Raw genomic sequence first — 21,442 nt, 5'->3', positions numbered from 1 at the left:
GTTCGGCGCACACGCTGCTCGTCAGTGACGAGCCACGCCGACCAAGCATCCCTCGCGTAGTGGCGACAGATAGTGCCCGGTATGCAGGTTCGTCTCGCTCGTCAGCATCCAGGCGGGGGGTGGCTAGAGAACTCAGGCGTCACGAGGTTCCGATTTCTGGCTTCGGAGGCATATCGCGTAACCGCATCGGCTATGCGCCGCTGGAAAGCAGCCGTCTCGTCGATGAGGTCTTCGAACGCGTCTGGAGTGAGCGTCTGCCTGAAAGACCATGGCGGAGCCGACCCATGGGTTAGGACAATGGCTCGGTCCGCGGTGAGGTTCCAGACTGTTGCGCCGTGCCGGTCGTCGTCGCCGGGAATGACGACAGCGTTCGTGTGCCCTACGCGCACACCTTCGAGGTGGCCCGTCAACCAGATGACGGTTTGATCCGCTGCTGCTTGCCTGTCGACGACTGCGAATCCGCGCATCGAGATCCCCCCAGATCGTTAGCTGTGCCGATTAACTTACGGCACGCCTGCAAACTTTAAGGCGGCATCCCGACAAACTCGCGCAGACGTCTGCGGCGCGCGTTGCTCGAAATTCGACACCATTGTCGAAAGGCAAGGTCGCTCGGCTGAGACATCCGAACTGCGGCTTACCAAGCAGTGAGGCGCTCGAGTCGCTCTGCCCGCTTACCTTCGGCAGGCGGGTTGACGGTGTATCCGAGCGCCTCAAGCTCCGCGATAGCGCACTCTGGTGAATCACGGACGACTGCGCGCGTCTGAATGCGTCGCCAGCGGGCTCGGCCATCGCGGATGGTTTGCTTCCAGTTCGCGGTGCCCTGGAACCCGCAGTCGCGGATGAGGAACTCGACGACGTCCTCCAGGCACGGCCGGAAGCGCTCACCGCCCAGGGGCACGTGCAGCGACTCGATGCTGTGCGGTGTCTTGTGTTCGAGCCGAGACAGAATGTGCGACAACGCGCCTCGATGTGCGGTGATCTGTACGTGCGAGCGCGGCTTGTTGTTGGGCTTGCGGTCGTAGTCCCAGCGCATGATCGGCGCGCGGTCCAGCTTTGCCTTCAGCGTGAACGACGAGTGCTCAACCGCGATGTGCGTCGAGTACGAGTCGACACAAAGCTTGTAGTTGGCCGCCAGTTCGGCCAGTACCTCCTCCGGATGGTCGTTCGACCCGCGTAGGCCCAGCCTCAGATCAACGACCGACCGCAGGCGATCAGCCTCGGCCATCGTCGCGTCGAGAACCCATTCAGTGCTTACGAGACAGGTCGCGGCTTTCGCTACGTCCTCGACAAACGCATTCACCTCACCGTTGAACTCGTCGTGCGTCAGCGCCATTAGCAGCTAGGTCAGGCGCGGGTCTCTCCTAATAGGAATGCGATCGATTCGAGCTGCTCCCACGCCTCGTGCTCCTCCCCCGCGAGAGCATAGCTTCTGGCGCGGTCGCGAAGTTCCTCGAGAGACATGCCGAGCTTCTCGAGGATCGCCGTACGGCGCGCTCGCAGTTGATCGTCGGATAGGGCCGCAATCTTCGTCATCTGACCTCTCCACCCCTCAGCCAGGACTCGATGCCATCAGTGTGACACTCGGCGACTCGTGCAGATCGCACATCCCTTGCGCCTGTCATAAGTTCATTCTCCGGAACGGACCGACAACCGATGCAAGGTGCCCTGAACTGCGGAGATGCGAGTCCGCGACGTGCTCTGGCCTGCGGCTGTGTCCTCGTCAGACTGATCCAGCCCTTTCGGCGATGCCGCCACGGCCCGCCGCTGGCATCGTCCAGTTCACTCTTGTGCGAATAACTGCGCAGCAGCGACGATCGCCGGACTCGGTTGAACTTGAACACGTCGCGGTGATCGGCGATTGCTTCCAAATTCGGAGCGCCCAGCTGAGGGGTTGCGCGATGCGGCACTCGCCCGGCGGCGGCAGAGTCGCGTCTCAACCGATCTCGTCGAAGATCTCCCGTAGTTCGTGCGGCAACAACCCAGCGGCCTTGCCTAGTTCTACCTCCGTGACGTCATTGCGGACGTTAGCCCTGAACTAGCAGCTCACGGAGCTTCGCGATATTTTCCCCGTGGAGCGCGACCGCGCCTTCGTGCTTATTCCGTCCTGAACCGCCCTTCGCGCCGAAATCTGCAGTCTGTTCGACCGCAGACTTGCTCCGTTGCCAAGCAGCGCGCGTTCGGCCGACGGCCTCGAGGAACTCTTCCTTCGTCACTGCCCCTCCTCAAAGTTCGTCCGCACAGTATCTGCGTTGTACGCCATTGCTGACCCCGCTTCAAAAGTTTGACCTCTAACGGACGGCAACGGTGCTTCGTGAGTCGTGTCGCTCCGCTTAGTCTCAGGGCATGCGGGGTCGCGACACTACTGATGCAGAGCTGCGGTTAGTGGCACCGATCCGTCGAGCGGTTGTCGAAGGCGGAGGACGTGCGCCCACCATTCGCGCAGACGAGCTGCTCGACGAACGATTGCCCTATGACTTGGCGCAGGCGGTGAACGAGGCCAGCCGATGAAGCTGCGCTATCTCCTGGTCCCTCTCGGAGTAGCTCTATTGTTTTTCTACATCGGTTACGTCACCGGTCGATGGCAGGAAGTACCGGGCGAGACCGATTCTTGGAAGGACCTCGCACAACCGGTCGCGGTGGTGGGCGCAGGGTTCCTAGCTCTTCTCGCCGGCTTAGCTGGTCTCTTCGGTGTTTTGGAATCGAGCCGACGAGTCCAAGAGGACAATCGCCTCTCTCGCGAACGGATCGAAGAAGACAACAGACTTTCCCGAGAGCGGATAGAAGAAGACAACCGTGCATCACGGGAGCGGATCGAAGAGGACAACCGCGCATCCCGTGAACAGATCGAGACTGAGAATCTCGCGACTCGAAATCGTGAGGAACGCAGCGAGCGGTTGAATCGCTGTTGGGAGAGGTTCACGTGGGTGGTCGAGCACACGTCCGGTCACGGTCAGGGTTCGGAGATCTTTCCGCCCGAATCAGTAAGTGAGGTGGTTCACACCTTGGTCGAGGAAGCCAGGATGCTGGATGACGGCACCCTTGTGGCGGCGTTGACGGAGTATCAGAAAGTAGTTGCCGAGGAGTTCGCGGCAAGTCTCGACCTAGCGTCCGAACCTGCGGAGACGCAGAATGGTAGTGAAGATGAGATCTAGCACACTTCGCCAACAGATCGATGATCTCGAACCGCTCAGGTATGCCCGAGCGGCGAAGCGCGCTGCAACTCTCGCGAAAGAGTTAGCAGAGAAAGCGGGGACTGATGTATCGCCCGCCGTTCGTCATCTGGCTGAAGCCCCGGTGGAGCAGATCGCGGCCGAACGCATGCGGCGTCGGAGTTCGCCCTCGAAAGGACTGTCTTCCGATCCGTCTCGTGGTGGCGGCTCGCCAGGGTCGACGACCGTTCGGAGCAGCACGCCACTCGACCCCGAGACTGAGCGGCAAGTTCATGAGAGCGTCCGAGACAGTGTTCGCAAAAGCTTGGCCTATACAACCGAGACCATGCAAATGAGGATCGCGGAACTTATCTCGGAGACCATGGCTCCCCTTACCCGGTCCTTGCAGGACATGACGAAACTTTCGGACGCGATCGAGCAGAGCACGTCATCTCTCAATCAGCTCACGGACGCAATACGCGTTATCAAATCTGCCGGTCCGGCGCGTCAGTGGGAGGAGTCCTTCCAAACGCAGATTGCTCCGATCGGGGGCGGAATCACGATCGGCAACGTCCGTTCGACGCCTACTCCGGCTGGCGCTTGGACTATCAGCAATCCGGGACTCTCTAAGTTCATTCGAGGCTCGACATCTGGAAGTCCGATCATCATCACCCGCGAATTTGAGCACGGATGGTCAGACCTCGCACAATTGCTGACCGCATGGGAGATCCACTTTCCACGGGACCTCTTGACAGACGGTCCGACCTTAGAAAAGGGCGACCGGCTCACGTCGCTGGACTTTAAGTGGTCCGCCGGACGCCAAATCGAAGACGGCGACCTATTCGTGTCGGTTCGGGGGCAACAACCGTGGTGGGCGCCTTTGGAAGACGACGACATCGTGCGCGTAGATAGGACTGGGGGCTTTGTACTGATTGAAAGCCGACATCGTAGGCCTCGCTGGTTGGCGACAGTGCTTCACCGGCAAGCCGTAGATACCGACTTCTTCAGGGATGGCCTAATTCTGCTGTTGCGCATCGGGACGACCGCTGACATATCGACCTGGGCGTCCGGCGAAGCTCCGACCACGATCGAATTTCTCGGCCTGTTCGACAGACCAACCACAGATAAAGACGATCCGAACCAGCTAGCAATTCCGATGGAGCCCTTCAAACCGCCATCACACTAGCTGCGCAGCCAATTCGCCGCGCTCGTAGGCGTCAAACTCGGCGCACGGCAGCTAAACTTCGAGCCTGTCTGACATCGCCTAAAGTGCAATTTGAGTGGCCGAAAAATAAAAATTGAGACTCACCGCGTGGGGAGTCTTGCCACCCCTGGTCCAGAAAAATGGCACCCGCACCGCTGACCGACAACGACGAGGGACGAATCAGTGTCGACGGCGATTGGTGTCGGGCAAGCCGCCGCGGAAAGCTCTAACACTCGTGCTACGGGCTTCATCGATGGGTGGCGAGGTGTAGTTTTTCGGCTTCTCTTCCGGCTTCACTCCTCCGAGTTGGAGAGGATCTTCATGAGAGTCGCGCGAGATCGCTGGCTTCGCCGAGGCTGGACACAATTCAGTGGACTCAGGTCTTGTGTGGGCATACGCCAAGCCGGTCCGGCGGTTCGCCCGGGTACGACGGCCGCACTCTGGGCAGTCCCAGGTAACGGCGCTCGGATTTGGTGGCCTCAACTTGTGACTCCTCGAGTGTGGTGCATCTCCTCACGGCCAGGATAATCGCGCACCGGACATTGCCTCTGCCGTTAGGTGGTTGGCAGCGCAGCATCCGGAGGAATTGTCAATACCTGTGGATCGGGGTGTTTCAGGCGACCTCCGTTTCGGTTGATTCGGCCGGCTCGGGCGGTGTGATGTCGGCGGGGCGTTCGAGTAGCTTGCCTTTGTGGAAGACGGCGCCGGCACGGACGAGGGCGACCAGGTGGGGTGCGTTGACTGCCCGCCACCGGGCTTGTGCGGCGTCGATAAGCTTGTAGGCCATGGCAATTCCGGCCGCGCGGGATCCCGGCCCCTTGGTGACCTTCGTCCGCAATCGCACGGTGGCGAAGGTTGATTCGATCGGATTCGTGGTGCGCAAGTGGATCCAGTGTTCGGCTGGGTATTTGTAGAACTCCAACAGCACGTCGGCGTCGTCGACGATCTTGGCGACCGCCTTGGGGTACTTGGCGCCGTAGTCGATCTCGAAGGCCTTGATCGCGACCTGCGCGTGGTCGAGGTCCTCGGCGTTGTAGATCTCCCGCATCGCCGCGACCGCACCGGGTTGCGCCGATTTGGGCAGGCAGGAAAGGACATTGGCCTGTTTGTGAAACCAGCAGCGCTGCTCGCGGGTAGCCGGGAACACCTCGCGCATCGCCTTCCAAAAGCCCAGTGCACCGTCACCGACGGCCAACACCGGGGCGATCATCCCGCGGCGGCGACACGACCGCAGCAGATCGGCCCACGACTCGGTCGATTCTCGATACCCGTCGGCCAGGGCGACGAGTTCCTTGCGGCCATCGGAGCGGACCCCGATCATCACCAACAGGCACAGCTTCTCCTGCTCGAGGCGGACCTTGAGGTGAATGCCGTCGACCCACAGGTAGACGAAGTCAGTGCCCGACAGATCCCGGGCCCCGAAGGCCTTGGCCTCCTCCTGCCACTGGCTGGTCAGCCGTGTGATCGTCGTCGCCGAGAGCCCGGCACTGGACCCGAGGAACTGCTCCAAGGCCGGCCCGAAGTCACTGGTCGACAGGCCGTGCAGGTACAGCAGCGGCAGCACCTCAGTCATCTGCGGGGACTTGCGCGCCCACGCCGGCAGGATCGCCGAGGAAAACCGCTGCCGCTCACCGGTATCGGCGTCGATACGCTTGTCGTTGACCCGCGGCGCGGTCACCGCCACCGCGCCCGCGGCGGTCAACACCTCACGCCCGGCGTGGGAGCCGTTGCGGACCACCAGCCGGCGACCGCTCTCATCGAGCTCACCGGCGTGGGCATCGATGTAGGCGGCCACCTCAGCCTTCAGCGCCGCGGCCAGCATCTGCCGGGCGCCGTCGCGCACGATCTCATCCAACAACGACCGACCACCGCCGTCATTGGCGTTGGCCTCATCGGTGTCGTGAACTACGGTGAGCATGGGCGTACCTTCCCAACCAGCGCGTCAACGCCGGTCTTGATCAGAGAACCTTGGACTTCAGATCATCCCCGGGAAGGTGCGCCCACTTTCATGCCGCCCCACCGAGGGTCATCCACAGGTTCTGATCATTGCTCCAGCATCCGCCCCACCGAAGACGACGGACACTGCGCTGCTGCGCGACGAGATGACCTGTCGATCGTCGCGAGTCTTCAGAACGGATCTCGCGGTGACCACGGTCGCCGCGGCGGCGTTGCCGATTAGACCGGTGGTTGGAGGCCTTGAACGCACCCGTTCGCGTGATCTTCGGGTGTGTATGAGCGTGTGCCGCAGGCACAGCGGCGTAGCTCGCGCGGCCATAGGGGTTCGGCTTCGGTGCTCGCTGGCTCATCATCGGGCTAGGCCGGTGAGCTTCTTGGCGCAGTGCGGCTTGTTCACCGCGAACGCGGGTACGGCGTACGACTGGACCCAGCTGGTCCGGTTCTTCGGCTCGCGCCAGGTCTCGGGCCGCAAAGTCTGCTCAAAGCCGCACAGGCCGACCTGTCCGCGCTGCACGACCCAAGCGGTACCGGGCGTCAGATGGACGTAGGAGAACATAGCGACCCCGAGGCTGTCGAGCATGCCCTTGAGGCCTTGGCCGTACACGACGGTGAGGCTGAACCTTTCCTGCGGATGGACCAGCAGCGTGTCGTATCGGACGTTTCAGACGCTCTTGCTCGCCAGCCAGAATCGCGGCGGCAAGGTCGGCTGCTGGCATGTCGGCGTTCTGGGTAATGGACTCCGGCGGCCCGACTGAAACCGCCGTCTGCCAGTTGTTTCCGGGGATTGTGTTTTCGATGCCGCCGGCCCTCGCGTCGAGCACGGCAAGCGCCCGCAAGTTGACCCGCTCTATGATCGTGTTCGCGAGTTGCAGGGTTTTGATCCGAAAGGTATTCCTGATCGTTGCGCAGGACGGCTTTACCGCTCAGCGAGAACTTGCCGCCCCAGTCCTTGGGGTAGGCGAGCTCGGGCCGTGGGGCCACACCCCACACCCTTCGCCACCGGGTACTCATCGCCGGGCCCGCGCTGCTTGATGGTCCGGTCTTCCCGCAGTAAGAAGTCGCTGGCTCGAACGGAATTGAACAACATCGCTCCGCCGACGAGCGGCTGGCCGAGCGTGTGGAAGATCTTGTCGAGGATCATCTGCTCGCCTGCGAGGTTGGCGATTCGCTCGGTGATCCTGGCCGGCTCGCACATCATCGTCGAGACGGTGAGGTTCGATCCGACCAGCCCCGTCGATCACTCCCCATGATCTGCGGCACACCGCGGCCAGTTTGGCGATCAGCGCAGGCGCGAATGTCAAAGCAGTGCAACGGATGCTCGACCACGCGAAGCGTCGATGACGCTCGACTTCTACGCCGACCTGTTCGACGACGATCTCGACAGCGTCGCGACGAACTTGGACACAGCAATCCGATCTGCTGCTTACCGGCTGCGTACTGGCTCGAACGGCTTCGAGCAGCTAACTGCGTTCGGCAGTCTAGCTGGTCGTTCTCGTGTGGAGCTAAGGGGAATCGAACCCCTGACCTACTCGATGCGAACGAGTCGCGCTACCAACTGCGCCATAGCCCCTGATACCGGTACGAAAGGCTACCAGCCGTCACGCACCGGTCGAAATCGACCTACTGCCCGGCAGCCTTGGGCAGATCGAAGTGCCGGGCGAACGCGACCTCGTCGAGGTGCTCGAAAATCGGGTCCTCGTCGTCGATCTCCAGCACCGCCGCACCTGGTCGACGCAGACGGGCGGGCACCACGTCGAGTTCGGGGTCCTCGGTGTTCTCCACGCCCAGCCGGGAACGGCGGATGCGCTGCGCACGCCTGCGCCGTACCTGCTCCTCGATACGGGTCTGCCTGCGGAGGTAGCCGAGGTAGAGAACGGTCACCGCGCCCACTGCGCCGCACAGCCACCACGCCCACGGCGCGACGAGGTACGCCGCGACGGCCGACGCCAGCAGCGCCACCGCCATCGACGTCACCATCCGCTTGCGGAACAGGTACTTGCGGGCGCTGACGGCCTCCGCGGTCTTCGACTCGTAGCGGCGTCGGCGCGCGGCACCGAGCGCATCGCCGGCCGGTTCGGCGCGTTCGTCGTCGGCGGGGGTCTCGATCCCCGACGAGTCCGGCACGTACTCGTATTCGTCTTCGGTGCCGTCGTCGACGGACTCGGCATCATCCGATTCCGCTGCGACATCGTCGGTTTCGTCGTCGACGTCATCCTCGAGCTCGGCGTCGAACTCGGGCGCCCCGGCCGCTGTCGGCAGGATGTCTTCGAATGGCTGATCGGCGGCGGAGCCGATGGGCAGCGCACCGGAGTCCTCCTCGACGATGTCGACGTCGAGGTAGTCCGGCTCGGCGTCACGCTGCGGCGCGGCGGCCAGGACCACGGCTCCCTCGGGCTCCGCGTCACGGGTGTCGCGGTCGTCGACGGGTTCGTCGTCGAGCTCGTCGGCGGACGGGCGCCAATCCGGATCGGAGTGGTGGCCGGCCGCGGGACCGGACCGACGGAGCAGTCGAGCGCTCTGCCCTGAGTTCAGCACGCGGGTGGCCAGCGCGACATCGCTTGTGCGCCGGACAGCTTCGCGCTTGCTCACCAGCATGGGCACCAGCACGAAGAGCCAGAGCACCACGAGCGAGATCCACAGCAGAGATTGGGGGATGCTTGGCATTCGCCTGCTCCTTTCCCCTACAGGCTAGGTCGGTTGACCAGCGCACCTGGGGGCGACGCGCCGAGACAATTACACACCTGTAATTCGCTTGTGACAAGCACCACTAGTCACACGTGTCACATCAGTAACAGCGATCAGGCCCAGTCGGCGCGGCCCGAGCGCACCAGCGTCGACGACGCCGACCCGCTGAGTTCCTCGACCGTGATCGCCACGAGCAGGTGGTCACGCCACGCGCCGTCGACGTCGAGATAGCGTTTGAGCAGACCCTCCTCGCGGAAGCCGACCTTTGCCAGCACCCGCCGGCTCGGTGCATTCTCCGGTCGTACGGTGGCCTCGACTCGGTGCAGCATCACCGGCCCGAAGCAGTGGTCCACCCCGAGCGCCAGCGCCGCGGTCGCCACTCCCCCGCCGATGCGCTCACTGGCCACCCAGTAGCCGATCCACGCCGAGCGCAGGGCGCCGTGGGTGACGTTGCCGATGGTCAACTGTCCCGCGAACTGCCCGTCGACCTCGATCACATACGGCAGCATCCGCCCTTTGCGGGCCTCCGACCGCAGCGTCGAGCAGACCGATGGCCACGACGAGAAGGCATGCCGCAGTTGCCAATCCACGCCGGTGACCGGTTCCCACGGTTCCAGATGGGCACGGTCGGCCAACCGGATGCGGCTCCACTGTGCGGCGTCGCGCAGCCGAACCGGGCGTAGTCGCACCACACCGGCGGGCACCCGCAGCGGGCCCGCCGGCATCGGCCATCCGGGGTGGAGAGAACTCGACCGCAGCAGGTTCACCTCGACTCGGGTCAGCCGCGTTGGGCCAGGAAGGCGACGTCCACGGTCTCGCCGGTACGGACCTCGTCGACGTCCGTGGGGACGATCACCAGACAGTTTGCCTCGGCCAGCGTGGCGAGCAGATGCGACGAGGCGCCCGGGGCGCCGCCGAGCGCCTGCACGAGGTATTCGCCGGTGTCCTGATCGCGCATCAGCTGACCGCGGAGGTACCCCTTGCGGCCGGCCACCGAGGTGATCGGCGACAGGGCGCGGGCCTCGACGATGCGTCGCATAGGTGCCCGCTTGCCCAGCGACAACCGGATCAGCGGCCGCACCATCACCTCGAACACCACCAGCGCACTGACGGGATTGGCCGGCAACAGGAACACCGGGACCCGGTCGCGGCCGAGCTGACCGAAGCCCTGCACCGAACCGGGGTGCATCGCGATCCGGGAGACCTCCATCTCCCCCAACTCCGCGAGGACCGTGCGGACCGACTCGGCCGCCGCGCCGCCGACCGCGCCGGCGATCACCACGATCTCGGCCCGGTTGAGCTGTCCCTCGACGATCTCCCGGAGCCGGGCGGGGTCGGTGTCGACGATGCCGACCCGGTTCACCTCCGCACCGGCGTCGCGCCCCGCAGCGGCCAGGGCGTACGAGTTCACGTCGTAGACCTGGCCGTTGCCCGGGGTGCGTGAGATGTCGACCAGCTCACCGCCGACACTCATCACCGAAAGCCGCGGCCGCGGGTGCACCAACACGCGCTCCCGTCCGACCGCCGCCAACAGACCCACCTGCGCCGGGCCGATGATGGTGCCCGCTCGCACCGCCACGTCACCGGGCTGTACATCGTCACCGGCGCGGCGAACGTACGCACCGGAGCGCACCCCGCGCAGCACGCGCACGCGATTCGCGCCGCCATCGGTCCACCGCAGCGGCAGCACCGCATCGGCCAACGTCGGCATCGGCGCACCGGTCTGCACCCGGGCGGCCTGCCGGGGTTGTAAGCGGCTCGGGGTCCGGGCACCGGCCTCGATCATGGCCATCACCGGAAGGCTGACGTCACGACCGTCGTGGTCATCGGCCCCGGGACCGCCGCCGACGCCGAGGACGTCGACACTGCGCACCGCGTAACCGTCGATCGCGGCCTGATCGAATCCGGGCATCGGCCGCTCGGTGACCACCTCTTCGGCGCACATCAGGCCCTGGGATTCGGCGATGGCGACCCGTACCGGTCGCGGAGCCACCGCGGCGGCCGCTATCCGAGCCTGCTGCTCCTCAACCGAACGCACAACACGCCTTTCTCCACCTCTGTCGGGCCTGTCGCGCAGATCTAGTTCTCGGTCAGGCCCAATCGCTCGACCAACCACTGCCGCAGCTCGGGGCCGTAGTCGTCGCGTTCCAACGCAAAGTCAACCGCAGCCTTGAGGTAGCCGCCGGGATTTCCCAGGTCGTGTCGGGTTCCGCGGTGGACCACCACGTGCACCGGATGGCCCTCCTCGATCAGCAGCGCGATCGCGTCGGTCAACTGGATCTCGTTGCCCGCACCCCGCTTGACCCGTCGCAGCGCGTCGAAGATCGCTCGGTCCAAAACGTAGCGGCCGGCCGCGGCGTACGGCGACGGGGCATCCTCGGCCTTCGGTTTCTCGACCATCCCCTTGACGCGCAGGACGTTGGGGTTGGTGGCGTCGGGCACCTCTTCGACGTCGAATACGCCGTAGGCGCTGATCTTCTCGGGCGGCACCTCGATAGCGCACAACACCGAACCGCCGCGTTTCGCGCGCACCTTCGACATCGTCTCGAGAACACCGGTCGGCAGCACGAGGTCGTCGGGCAGCAGCACCGCGATCGCATCCTCGTCGTCGGACAGCGTGGGCTCCACGCAGCTGACGGCGTGACCGAGGCCGAGCGGTTCGGCCTGGACCACCGATTCCACCTTGATCAGCGCGGGCGCGCGCCGCACCTTCTCGAGCATGGTCTTCTTACCGCGGGCCTCGAGCGTCCCCTCGAGCACCAGGTCCTCGACGAAGTGCGCGACCACGCCGTCCTTGCCCTCGGACGTGATGATGACGAGCCGTTCGGCGCCCGCCTCGGCGGCCTCGGCGGCCACCAATTCGATCCCGGGGGTGTCCACGACCGGCAGCAATTCCTTGGGCACCGTCTTGGTGGCGGGGAGGAAACGCGTGCCCAGGCCTGCGGCGGGCACGACAGCGGTATACGGAATGGGTACTTCTGGCCGACTCATCGCAGACAGATTAACCGTTGGGCGCAGGTTAAACCCGTTATGGCGGCACCTCGATGTCGCGGACGGGATGACATCGTGGAGGTGTGACGTCGCCGACGAAGTCCGAGATGCGCGCGCAGGTGTTGCAGGCCCGCCGCAAAGTGACGCCGGAGGCGCAGGAGCGTGAGGCCGCCGCGCTAGCCGCGCACCTTGCTGGAATCGCCGCGCCCGGTCGAACCGTGTGCGCCTACGTGCCGATCGGTTCCGAGCCGGGGTCGCTCGCGATGCTGGACGAACTGCTGGCGCGCGGCGCGCGGGTCCTGCTGCCGGTGGCTCGGCACGACGGGGCCGGCGTCCCGACGCCGCTGCGGTGGGGTGAGTATCGTCCGGGGCGGCTCGTCGACGCGCAGTTCGGACTGCGCGAACCGGCGGCACCGTGGCTGACGGCCGATGCGGTGGCCGAGGCCGACGTCGTACTCGTCCCGGCGTTGGCGGTGGACCGCTGCGGGGTGCGGCTGGGACGCGGCGCCGGGTTCTACGACCGCTCGCTGGGGCGGGCGGATACGGCGGCGTTGCTGGTGGCGGTGGTGCGCGACGAGGAAGTCGTCGACCGGGTACCGGGGGAAGCCCACGACGTGCGGATGACGCATGCGCTGACGCCGGGGTGTGGACTGGTCGCTCTGCGGGAATCACAGTGACCGCGTAGCGGTTCTAGCACTTGAGCCGGTAGAGTGCTAACAAGTTTGACGACCTCGGAGGTTTTCGTGCCTACCTATTCCTATGCGTGCACCGAATGCGCCAATCGATTCGATGCCGTGCAGGCGTTCAGCGACGATGCGCTGACCGAATGCCCCCAGTGCAGCGGACGGCTCCGCAAGCTCTTCGGGAAGGTCGGAGTGGTGTTCAAGGGCAGCGGCTTCTACCGGACCGACAGCCGAGAGTCCACGAAGACGTCGAGCAACGGCTCGGCCAAGAGCTCTTCGGAGTCGACGAGCTCCTCGGAGAAGTCCAGCTCGTCGTCGAGCGATTCCTCGTCGAGTGCTTCGTCGAGTTCTTCGTCGAGTTCGTCGTCGAGTTCCACGCCGGCCGCGGCCGCCTCCAGCTGATCCGGGAGTTATCCACAGGCCCGCGTTGACCAGGCGCGCGGGATGGCGCTTACTGCCTAGCGTGGTGGTGTGGGCGAATCCCTCGATCCGGCACCGCTCGCGCGGCTGACCGGTTTGCGGCCGGACTGGAGCCGCACTGTCACCGCGCGCCGGATCGCCGCGGCGATGCTTGTAATACTCGCCGCGGTGGCGGCGGTGCGGTCCGATCCCGACGGCGACCAGGTCGACGTCGTCGTGGCCGCGACCGACCTCACGCCCGGCATGGATTTGGCCGAATCCGATGTGCGGGTCGAGCGTCGCCCGCTGACGACAGTTCCCGACGGCGCCGCGACGGACCCGACCGCGGTGATCGGCATGACGGTCGCCGGACCCACCCGGCGCGGCGAGGTGCTCACCGATCTCCGACTGCTCGGTCCGCGGATCGCCGAGGCCGCCGCCGGGCCCGACGCCCGCATCGTGTCACTGCAGTTGGCCGACGGGGCACTGGTGGATCTGGTGCGCACCGGCGATGTGGTGGACGTGCTGGCGGCACCGACGTCGGACACCGGCGCGGACGCGCGGCCCCGGGTGATCGCCACCCGTGCGGTGGTCGTGCTGGTTTCGGAGAAGCGACAGGGACCCGGCGCGGCCGGTGAGCGCGCGGTTCTGGTGGCGCTGCCGGCGCAGGCGGCCAATGAAGTTGCGGGCGCATCCTTGACGCAGGCAGTCACGCTGACCTTCCACTGAGGAGCCCGAGCGAGGTCTAACGTTGCCGACTATCAGAGTCCAGCAATGAATAAGGAGCGCCCCGCATGTTGAAAGGGTTCAAAGAGTTCCTCGCACGCGGCAACATCATCGACCTGGCCACCGCCGTGGTCATCGGCACCGCGTTCACCGGGCTGGTCACGGCGTTCACCAATGCCGTCATCGAACCGCTGATCAACCGCATCGGAGCGGGTGGTGAAGCGGAGTACGGGATCCTGCGGATCGGCATCGGCGGCGGTCAGACCATAGATCTCAACTTGGTGCTGTCGGCCATCATCAACTTCCTCCTGATCGCCGCGGTGGTGTACTTCGTGATCCTCATGCCGTACAAGAAACTGCGCGAACGGGGCAAGGTGGAACAGGCCCAGGACACTGAGCTGAGCCTGCTCACCGAGATCCGCAACATCCTGGCCGACACCAGCGGTACGCCGAGGCAGGTCACCGGCCCGGGTACCGGTCCCAGCCCGGACACCGCGGAGACCACCAGCGCGGACAGACGCTGAACTGCGGAAACGAGACAGCCCCCGGAACTCGGCGGTTTCGAGGGGTCGTCGCAACACTGCTGGTTAATTGGTCAGTAGTAGATCACGCAGGCGCTCGGCTGGGGTATCCCAGCCGAGCGTTTTGCGTGGGCGGCCGTTGAGTTCTTGGGCGACGTGTTCGAGGTCCTCGGGTCCGTAGATGCTCAGGTCGGTGCCTTTGGGGAAGTACTGGCGCAGCAGGCCGTTGGTGTTCTCGTTGCTGCCGCGCTGCCAGGGACTGGCCGGATCGCAGAAGTACACGGCCATATCGGTGGCCATCGTGAACTGCTTGTGCCCTGCCATCTCGCAGCCTTGGTCCCAAGTCAGTGAGCCACGCAGATGCGCCGGAAGAGTGCTGATAGTCGCAATTAGTGCATCCCGTACCGATTCGGCGTCGTGCCCGCCTGGCAGGTGCACCAGCATGGTGTAGCGCGTCGATCGCTCGACCAGAGTGCCGATCGCGGTCTGGTTCTTCTCCCCGGTGATCAAATCCCCTTCCCAATGCCCGGGAACCGCACGGTCGTCCACCTCGGCTGGGCGGTCGCTGATCATCACCATCGGGTCGGTGAAGCGCTGATAGCGCTCGCCTTCTTTGCGGTGTGGTTTGCGTCGGGTGCGCCCGGTTCGAAGTGCTTGCTGCACTTCCTTTTTGAGGCCACCGCGCGCCTGGAAGTAGAGGGCTTGGTAGATCGTTTCGTGGCTCACCTGCATGCTCTCGTCGTCGGGATGATCCCGACGGAGGCGATTGGAGATCTGCTCCGGTGACAGCTTGCGCGACAGGCCTTCTTCAACCGCTCCCCGCAGGACCACGTTGACCACCAGTTTGGACTGCTTGGGCCGAGCCCGGGCCGAGGCAGCCGCCCGATCGGCGTGATACGGCAGATAGCGGCCATCAATGCTGCGCGCACGAATCTCCCGCGACACCGTGGAAACGTTTTTGCCGATCCGCCCGGCGATCGTCCGTAACGACTCCTTCCCGAGGAGGCCATCGGCGATCGCCACTCGGTCCTGGACCGACAGATACCGGTCATCGATGGCCGGCCGTCCGGTGTCATCGCAGATCAGGTTGCTCACCGACTGTTTGTAGACGGTCCGGTCGGTGTAGTCCACGACCCGACCATCGGGGTGAACCCGCGTGTTGTTGGTGTGCCGGATCCCCTTGCGCCAGTCCCGCGCGGTCCGCACGTTGACACCGACCTCCCGCGCCGCTGCCCCGGTGGACCAACCCTGCTCGAACAGCTCCAAGCACCGACGTTTCGCCTCGGGCTTGCCCCACGGGATCTTCCCGCTGGTCACCAGCCCCTCGGCGACCAACAGTTTGCGTGCCGTCGAATGCGACACCCCACACGCTGTGGCCGCCTGCAGGATCGAACCGGTGTCCTTGAATACGGCCACGACCACACCCAGGTCGGCCACCCCACGCTGATCAGCGCGCTCACCCCGACCACGGGCCTGCCCGACAGGCCGGCCGATCGCCCGCAGAATCGCATAACACCGGTCACGCGAAACCCCAGTAGCGACCGCCGCCTCCTTCACCGGCACCCCGGCATCAACCAACCGCGCTAGCCGATCCCCAAACCGGACACAGTCCTCCGAAAACGACACGGTCGCCGCAACCTCTCAAATGAGAGCGTTGCGACGACCGTGTGAACCCGCTTTTCTCCGGGGGCTGTTCGCTGTCGTGATGGAACTCAGTTCATGTTCCAGGGTTCGCCGTAGGTGGTGACGCTGTCACCGGTCGAGGCGATCAGCCGGGCGTAGGGACGCAGCAGCACGCCACCGGCGGCACCGGTCACCGTGCCATGCGCGTTCGAGACCGCAACCGCACCCTCGGCACCCTCCACGTCGACGGCGAAGGTGGCCACCTCCTGGATGCCCGGGCCGTTGCCCAGGTCGGCGCTGATCGACACACCCGGGAACAGCGGCGGGGTCACGATGCCGGTGAACTCGTCCCCAATGCCCGGCGTGAAGAAGCCGGCGCCTTCCAGGCCGTCGAAGGCGATGTTGGGGGTGGTGTAGCTGAAGTTGATGCCCACACCCAACGACCAGGGGAAGCCGATCTGGTAACCCAGCTCGAGTGAACCCTCGAAGTCCTCGGCACCCTCACCGGCCACGATGTACTTCGCCCGACCCGAGTGGAACCACTCACGGGTGAGCCGGTTGCGGTCCAGCGGGAACACCCCGTTGAGGAACGTGTCCCACTGCTGAATCGTCAGCGTCCGGCCCTGCCCGTCGACCAGGCTGAGCTCGTTGTCCAGACCTGCGTTGGAGGTGCCCGTGCTCGTGAACAGAGCCGCGATGGCCGCCACCAACGCGATCAGCACCCGACTGATTGCTTTCATGATCTCCCTAGCTGTCGCGCCGAATATTGTCTTCGGGCGCCTGGTCGCCTGGAGACCACACACCCATGAGCCAACATGTGACTGCGATGAGAATCCGCACCAGTTGTCTCATGCGTATCTCATCGTCAGTGACGCGCAAAACATAACAGGGCGGCTAAGAACCGACAACAGATAGCGCGCGAACGTCCGGTCACGCCGTCTATCTGCGGAAACGCTGGCCTATCGGGCCGGCTCGGGTTACCGGGTCCTTAACGAGAAGAAGCCCGCGGGTTAAGTGACCCGCGGGCTCCTTCTGCGATGGACCAGGCTCAGTTCATGTTCCAGGGTTCGCCGTAGGTGGTGACGCTGTCACCGGAGGAGGCGATCAGCCGGGCGTAGGGACGCAGCAGCACGCCACCGGCGGCGCCGGTCACCGTGCCGTGCGCGTTCGAAACCGCAACCGCTCCGTCGGCACCCGTGACGTCGACGGCGAAGGTGGCCACTTCCTGGATGCCCGGGCCGTTGCCCAGGTCGGCGCTGATCGACACACCCGGGAACAGCGGCGGCGTCACGATGCCCTCGAACGGTGAAAGAACTCCACCCTCACCCACGATCACCGTGTCCAGGCCGTCGAAGGCGATGTTGGGGGTGGTGTAGCTGAAGTTGATGCCCACACCCAACGACCAGGGGAAGCCGATCTGGTAACCCAGCTCGAGTGAACCCTCGAAGTCCTCGGCACCCTCACCGGCCACGATGTACTTCGCCCGACCCGAGTGGAACCACTCACGGGTGAGCCGGTTGCGGTCCAGCGGGAACACCCCGTTGAGGAACGTGTCCCACTGCTGAATCGTCAGCGTCCGGCCCTGCCCGTCGACCAGGCTGAGCTCGTTGTCCAGACCTGCGTTGGAGGTGCCCGTGCTCGTGAACAGAGCCGCGATGGCCGCCACCAACGCGATCAGCACCCGACTGATTGCTTTCATGATCTCCCTAGCTGTCGCACCGAATATTTCGTCGGGCGCCTGGTCGCCTGGAGACCACACACCCATGAGCCCAACATGTGACTGCGATGAGAATCCGCACCAGTTGTCTCATGCGTATCTCATCGTCAGTGACGCGCAAAACATAACAGGGCGAAAAAGAACCGACAACAGATAGCGACAAGCCATTCTTTTGGGCCTCTGACCTGGGTTTTTACGGCCTTCGAACCATTAACTATTTAAAAAAGAAAACAGCCCAGCCGTGTCGAGTTGGCGAGGCTTTTTGCGATCAGAAACAAATTGAATTTGCGGTCGTTGCGCAGACTTTTTCCATTCGCAAACGTTTCGTCGGCCTGATCCGACGCCTGGCGGCACGAGAGGGAGGTGGCGGTTCGGCTGCCGGCGGGACTTCGACGCCGTCGCCCGCGCCGGTGGAGAACAGCGCCGGCAAACCGGAGGCAGACACGAAAGAGCCCCGCGGGTACGTGACCCGCGGGGCTCCTTCGGTCTACCGGGAACTCAGTTCATGTTCCAGGGTTCGCCGTAGGTGGTGACGCTGTCACCGGTCGAGGCGATCAGCCGGGCGTAGGGACGCAGCAGCACGCCACCGGCCGCACCGGTCACCGTGCCGTGAGCGTTCGAGACCGCGACCGCACCCTCGGCGCCCTCCACGTCGACGGCGAAGGTGGCCACCTCCTGGATGCCCGGGCCGTTGCCCAGGTCGGCGCTGATCGACACACCCGGGAACAGCGGCGGGGTCACGATGCCGGTGAACTCGTTACCGATGCCGGCGTCGAAGAAGTTGGCGCCTTCCAGGCCGTCGAAGGCGATGTTGGGGGTGGTGTAGCTGAAGTTGATGCCCACACCCAACGACCAGGGGAAGCCGATCTGGTAACCCAGCTCGAGTGAACCCTCGAAGTCCTCGGCACCCTCACCGGCCACGATGTACTTCGCCCGACCCGAGTGGAACCACTCACGGGTGAGCCGGTTGCGGTCCAGCGGGAACACCCCGTTGAGGAACGTGTCCCACTGCTGAATCGTCAGCGTCCGGCCCTGCCCGTCGACCAGGCTGAGCTCGTTGTCCAGACCTGCGTTGGAGGTGCCCGTGCTCGTGAACAGAGCCGCGATGGCCGCCACCAACGCGATCAGCACCCGACTGATTGCCTTCATGTTCTCCCTAGCTGTTATGGCCGGTGACTGCTCACCGAGTTGTTGTTGGGTGCCTGGCCCTTACCGCTCCACCACACACCTTGCAAGTTCAAAATGTGGGGCAAATTAGAAACCCCACAGATTGCTCTTACGCCTAGCTCATCGTTGACACGAGGAACATATAGGGGACCCTTCGGGGCGGCAACGCAGACGGTGCGGCCCTAGTGGCGAGGTCACGCGAAGATCAAGATTTGCTGAGTATTCGCTGACGATCGGCGAAGCGGTGGCATTGCGACGACGGTGCCAGCGGCCGCCGACGGAGTGGACATCGACGGCGGCGCGCGAACGTCATAAGTCAGGTTACTTGACTGGGGTAGAAACCCGCAGTTGGCGATGAAGCGCCATATCAACCGTGGTGAGGCGGAATGTTGTCGCGCAGCCATCGATCATGCTGGGCCTCGTCCTCGAACGCCCGGTCGTCGCGTTCGTCGGACGACGTCTCAGGCAGGGTCTCGCCGAAGATTTTGTTAACTGAATCGGGTGCGGGCTTCGATTGCTTCGTCACGAGATTCCTTGCCTGTGATCAAGATCACAAATGGTGTGGGATTACTGTTCATATGCCCGTAACACTGCAGACAGTCGCCGTAACGGGCGCAAACGAAGAAGACGCCGAGGCGACGCTGTGAGGGCGTCGCCGCGGCGTCTTGCCAGGACGAATCGACGTCAGATTTCCAGACTTGATAGCTGTCCGATGATTTGCACGGCCAACGGGCTCAGCGTGGCCATGCCGTCGCGCACCGCCGCGCGGGATCCGGCGATGTTGACCACCAGGGTGCTGCCCGAGATACCGGCCAGCCCGCGCGACACCCCGGCGTCGACGATGCCTGCGGACAGCCCGGACGCGCGCAGCGCCTCCGAGATGCCGAGGAGTTCACGGTCGAGGATGTCCCGCGTCGCCTCCGGCGTCACGTCGCGCGGCGTCACGCCAGTGCCGCCGACCGACACGACGAGGTCCACCCCGCCGATCACGGCGGTGTTCAGCGCGTTGCGGATCTCCACCTCGTCAGCGGACACCACCACGACACCGTCGACGACGAAACCCGCCTCACCGAGAAGCTCGGTGACCAACGGACCGCTGTGATCCTCTTCGTCGCCGTGGGCGGTGCGGTCATCGACGACGATGACGAGCGCACGGCCCACCAACTCCCCTGGCTGCTCCATGACCTCAACCGTATATGTGGGCACGGACAGCGACGCAGCCACTCGCAGTGTTCCCGGTCCGGTCCCGGTGGTCACTGCTGCATCTTCCCGAGAGTCACCTGCACGCTCTGCGGCTTGCCCGACGGATCGAGATAGGTCAGCGTGACCTTGTCGCCGGGTGCCTTGGACCGCACCGCCGCCACGAGCGCATCGGCGCTGTTGATCACCCGGTCGTCGACCTTGGTCACCACCACGCCGCTGGGCAGACCCGCCGCCGCCGCGGCGCCACCCTGGTTGACCTCGACGATCTTCGCGCCGTCGGTCGCGGCGTCGTTGCTGACCTGCACCCCGAGCGACGCGTGTGAGGCGCTGCCGTTCTGGATCAACTCGTCGGCGATGCGCTTGGCCTGATCCACGGGGATCGCGAAGCCGAGACCGATCGAACCGCTCTGCGCCTGCGCCGAGTCACCGCCCATGGTGGCGATGGCCGAGTTCACGCCGACCAGCTCACCGTTCATGTTCACCAGCGCACCACCCGAGTTACCGGGGTTGATCGCGGCGTCGGTCTGGATGGCGTCGAGAACCGTGTTCTGGTTGCGCGTATCGCCGCCGGCGGCGACCGGCCGGTTCAGCGCGCTGATGATGCCGGTGGTGACCGTCCCCTCGAGCCCGAGCGGCGAACCGATCGCGACCACGTCCTGACCGACGCGCAGATCGCTCGACGAACCCAGCGTGATCGGCGTCAGGCCCGAGACCTTCTCGGCGCGGACCACCGCGATGTCGCTGCTGGGATCGGTGCCGACGACGGTGAACGACGTGGTGCGGCCGTCGGAGAGGATCACCTTGGTCTGGGCGCCGCCGGGGGCCCCGGGACCGTCGGCGGCCGCGGCCACGACGTGGTTGTTCGTCAGGATCAGACCGTCGGAGGTGAGGATGATGCCCGAACCCTCCTCCGACGCCCGGCCCAGGTTCGTCTCGAGCTTCACCACACTCGGCACCACCTTGGCGGCCACCTGCTCCACCGAGCCCGCGGGCAGCGCGGCGGCGGGCACGCTCGGCGCCGCACCCGTGATAGAGCTGCCGAAGGACGGGCGGTCCTGCTGGACCATCGTCGCCACACCGCCACCGATACCCGCCGACACCACGGCCACCGCCAATGCGCCGACCGTCAATGCGCCTGCGCGCGAACGCTTTTGCGTAGGGCGCGGCTGCGGCATCACAGCGGTCGGCTGGGCGGCGCCCCGGTAGGGGTCATACGGCGCGCGGAACTGCTGCTGCGGTTGCGCCGCGTACCTCCAGTCGTACGGCTGCTGCTGCGAGTAGGGGTCCGCGCCCTGATACCCCGTGTCCGGGCCTACCGGGCGGTGACCCGGCTGTTGTTGCGGCGGCGGCGAATACCTCGGGTGGTTCGTCATGTCGCTTCGATGCTCTCCTGGTGAGTGGTCCGACAGTTCGTTTAA

At 64.9% G+C, this 21,442-nt stretch carries 23 protein-coding genes, 1 tRNA gene and 1 pseudogene; 7 read left to right on the top strand and 18 right to left on the bottom strand.

Translation table 11 applies throughout. The annotated features are described in order from the left end of the window. Positions 1-634: 634 nt before the first annotated feature. The 3 genes from G6N49_RS00395 to G6N49_RS00385 all read right to left on the bottom strand — a co-directional run bounded on the left by G6N49_RS00395 (position 635) and on the right by G6N49_RS00385 (position 2,213). Positions 635-1,333: a hypothetical protein gene (locus G6N49_RS00395; protein ID WP_235679468.1), complete on the bottom strand. Its 699-nt coding sequence runs from the start codon at positions 1,331-1,333 to the stop codon at positions 635-637. Between the two features lie 11 nt (positions 1,334-1,344). Next, a complete protein-coding gene (locus G6N49_RS00390) occupies positions 1,345-1,533 on the bottom strand; it encodes a hypothetical protein (RefSeq protein ID WP_083045350.1) in 189 nt (62 codons plus the stop codon). A gap of 491 nt (positions 1,534-2,024) precedes the next feature. Continuing rightward, entirely contained in the window at positions 2,025-2,213 is a 189-nt protein-coding gene (locus G6N49_RS00385; RefSeq protein ID WP_133056660.1) for a hypothetical protein, read from the bottom strand. A gap of 291 nt (positions 2,214-2,504) precedes the next feature. Between G6N49_RS00385 and G6N49_RS00380 the strand changes: the two genes are divergently transcribed. Both G6N49_RS00380 and G6N49_RS00375 read left to right on the top strand, forming a co-directional pair. After that, positions 2,505-3,152 (top strand): hypothetical protein, encoded by a 648-nt coding sequence (locus tag G6N49_RS00380; RefSeq protein ID WP_133056661.1) that lies wholly within the window; start codon positions 2,505-2,507, stop codon positions 3,150-3,152. Positions 3,153-3,495: 343 nt separating this feature from the next. Beyond that, positions 3,496-4,335: a hypothetical protein gene (locus G6N49_RS00375; protein WP_083045352.1), complete on the top strand. Its 840-nt coding sequence runs from the start codon at positions 3,496-3,498 to the stop codon at positions 4,333-4,335. A gap of 631 nt (positions 4,336-4,966) precedes the next feature. On the opposite strand, the gene G6N49_RS00370 is transcribed toward G6N49_RS00375, so the two are convergent. From G6N49_RS00370 to G6N49_RS00360, 3 genes are all read right to left on the bottom strand, one after another. Continuing rightward, on the bottom strand, positions 4,967-6,271 hold the full coding sequence (locus G6N49_RS00370) for an IS256 family transposase (RefSeq protein WP_006242318.1): 1,305 nt from the start codon (positions 6,269-6,271) through the stop codon (positions 4,967-4,969). Positions 6,272-6,658: 387 nt separating this feature from the next. Then, positions 6,659-6,913 (bottom strand): hypothetical protein, encoded by a 255-nt coding sequence (locus tag G6N49_RS00365; protein WP_083045385.1) that lies wholly within the window; start codon positions 6,911-6,913, stop codon positions 6,659-6,661. A gap of 312 nt (positions 6,914-7,225) precedes the next feature. After that, complete coding sequence (locus G6N49_RS00360; RefSeq protein WP_163647381.1) at positions 7,226-7,504, bottom strand: hypothetical protein; 279 nt, start codon at positions 7,502-7,504, stop codon at positions 7,226-7,228. Between the two features lie 35 nt (positions 7,505-7,539). Here G6N49_RS00360 and G6N49_RS00355 point away from each other — a divergent pair. After that, positions 7,540-7,730, top strand: a pseudogene (locus G6N49_RS00355) (tyrosine-type recombinase/integrase); the annotation flags it as partial. Positions 7,731-7,806: 76 nt separating this feature from the next. On the opposite strand, the gene G6N49_RS00350 reads toward G6N49_RS00355, so the two are convergent. The 5 genes from G6N49_RS00350 to G6N49_RS00330 all read right to left on the bottom strand — a co-directional run bounded on the left by G6N49_RS00350 (position 7,807) and on the right by G6N49_RS00330 (position 11,985). After that, positions 7,807-7,879 (bottom strand) — tRNA-Ala (locus tag G6N49_RS00350). 50 nt (positions 7,880-7,929) lie between these two features. Beyond that, positions 7,930-8,973: a divisome protein SepX/GlpR gene (sepX, locus tag G6N49_RS00345; RefSeq protein WP_083045383.1), complete on the bottom strand. Its 1,044-nt coding sequence runs from the start codon at positions 8,971-8,973 to the stop codon at positions 7,930-7,932. Positions 8,974-9,107: 134 nt separating this feature from the next. Continuing rightward, a complete protein-coding gene (locus tag G6N49_RS00340; protein ID WP_011856916.1) occupies positions 9,108-9,761 on the bottom strand; it encodes a GNAT family N-acetyltransferase in 654 nt (217 codons plus the stop codon). Positions 9,762-9,772: 11 nt separating this feature from the next. After that, on the bottom strand, positions 9,773-11,032 hold the full coding sequence (glp, locus tag G6N49_RS00335) for a molybdotransferase-like divisome protein Glp (RefSeq protein WP_011561667.1): 1,260 nt from the start codon (positions 11,030-11,032) through the stop codon (positions 9,773-9,775). Between the two features lie 41 nt (positions 11,033-11,073). Next, complete coding sequence (locus tag G6N49_RS00330) at positions 11,074-11,985, bottom strand: UTP--glucose-1-phosphate uridylyltransferase (RefSeq protein ID WP_011768363.1); 912 nt, start codon at positions 11,983-11,985, stop codon at positions 11,074-11,076. A gap of 83 nt (positions 11,986-12,068) precedes the next feature. Here G6N49_RS00330 and G6N49_RS00325 point away from each other — a divergent pair, with 83 nt between their 5' ends. The 4 genes from G6N49_RS00325 (at position 12,069) to mscL (ending at position 14,317) form a co-directional block, all read left to right on the top strand. After that, a complete protein-coding gene (locus G6N49_RS00325) occupies positions 12,069-12,662 on the top strand; it encodes a 5-formyltetrahydrofolate cyclo-ligase (protein WP_083045382.1) in 594 nt (197 codons plus the stop codon). A gap of 66 nt (positions 12,663-12,728) precedes the next feature. Then, entirely contained in the window at positions 12,729-13,070 is a 342-nt protein-coding gene (locus tag G6N49_RS00320; RefSeq protein ID WP_011856918.1) for an FmdB family zinc ribbon protein, read from the top strand. Positions 13,071-13,139: 69 nt separating this feature from the next. Further along, positions 13,140-13,796, top strand: coding sequence for an SAF domain-containing protein (locus tag G6N49_RS00315; protein ID WP_083045381.1), 657 nt, complete (start codon positions 13,140-13,142; stop codon positions 13,794-13,796). A 65-nt stretch (positions 13,797-13,861) separates the two neighbouring features. Continuing rightward, positions 13,862-14,317, top strand: a complete 456-nt coding sequence (gene mscL / locus G6N49_RS00310) for a large-conductance mechanosensitive channel protein MscL (RefSeq protein ID WP_011856920.1) — start codon at positions 13,862-13,864, stop codon at positions 14,315-14,317. A gap of 63 nt (positions 14,318-14,380) precedes the next feature. On the opposite strand, the gene G6N49_RS00305 is transcribed toward mscL, so the two are convergent. From G6N49_RS00305 to G6N49_RS00280, 7 genes are all read right to left on the bottom strand, one after another. Further along, entirely contained in the window at positions 14,381-15,574 is a 1,194-nt protein-coding gene (locus G6N49_RS00305; RefSeq protein ID WP_165760734.1) for an IS30 family transposase, read from the bottom strand. A 452-nt stretch (positions 15,575-16,026) separates the two neighbouring features. Beyond that, positions 16,027-16,677 (bottom strand): porin MspA, encoded by a 651-nt coding sequence (locus tag G6N49_RS00300; RefSeq protein WP_083045380.1) that lies wholly within the window; start codon positions 16,675-16,677, stop codon positions 16,027-16,029. A gap of 308 nt (positions 16,678-16,985) precedes the next feature. Further along, positions 16,986-17,636 carry a porin MspA gene (locus tag G6N49_RS00295; RefSeq protein WP_083045379.1) on the bottom strand — a complete coding sequence of 217 codons (651 nt, stop codon included), beginning with the start codon at positions 17,634-17,636 and terminating at the stop codon, positions 16,986-16,988. Positions 17,637-18,152: 516 nt separating this feature from the next. Beyond that, on the bottom strand, positions 18,153-18,803 hold the full coding sequence (locus tag G6N49_RS00290) for a porin MspA (protein ID WP_083045378.1): 651 nt from the start codon (positions 18,801-18,803) through the stop codon (positions 18,153-18,155). Between the two features lie 385 nt (positions 18,804-19,188). Then, positions 19,189-19,347: a hypothetical protein gene (locus G6N49_RS29140; RefSeq protein ID WP_165760733.1), complete on the bottom strand. Its 159-nt coding sequence runs from the start codon at positions 19,345-19,347 to the stop codon at positions 19,189-19,191. A 158-nt stretch (positions 19,348-19,505) separates the two neighbouring features. Further along, positions 19,506-20,051 (bottom strand): MogA/MoaB family molybdenum cofactor biosynthesis protein, encoded by a 546-nt coding sequence (locus G6N49_RS00285; RefSeq protein ID WP_167535214.1) that lies wholly within the window; start codon positions 20,049-20,051, stop codon positions 19,506-19,508. A 23-nt stretch (positions 20,052-20,074) separates the two neighbouring features. Continuing rightward, a complete protein-coding gene (locus tag G6N49_RS00280; protein ID WP_011856924.1) occupies positions 20,075-21,397 on the bottom strand; it encodes a trypsin-like peptidase domain-containing protein in 1,323 nt (440 codons plus the stop codon). Positions 21,398-21,442 lie beyond the last annotated feature (45 nt).

This window comes from Mycolicibacterium monacense (genome assembly GCF_010731575.1).
Taxonomy (GTDB): domain Bacteria; phylum Actinomycetota; class Actinomycetes; order Mycobacteriales; family Mycobacteriaceae; genus Mycobacterium; species Mycobacterium monacense.
Note: the sequence above shows the minus strand (reverse complement) of the source record. Positions and strands in the feature narration are given on the sequence as shown.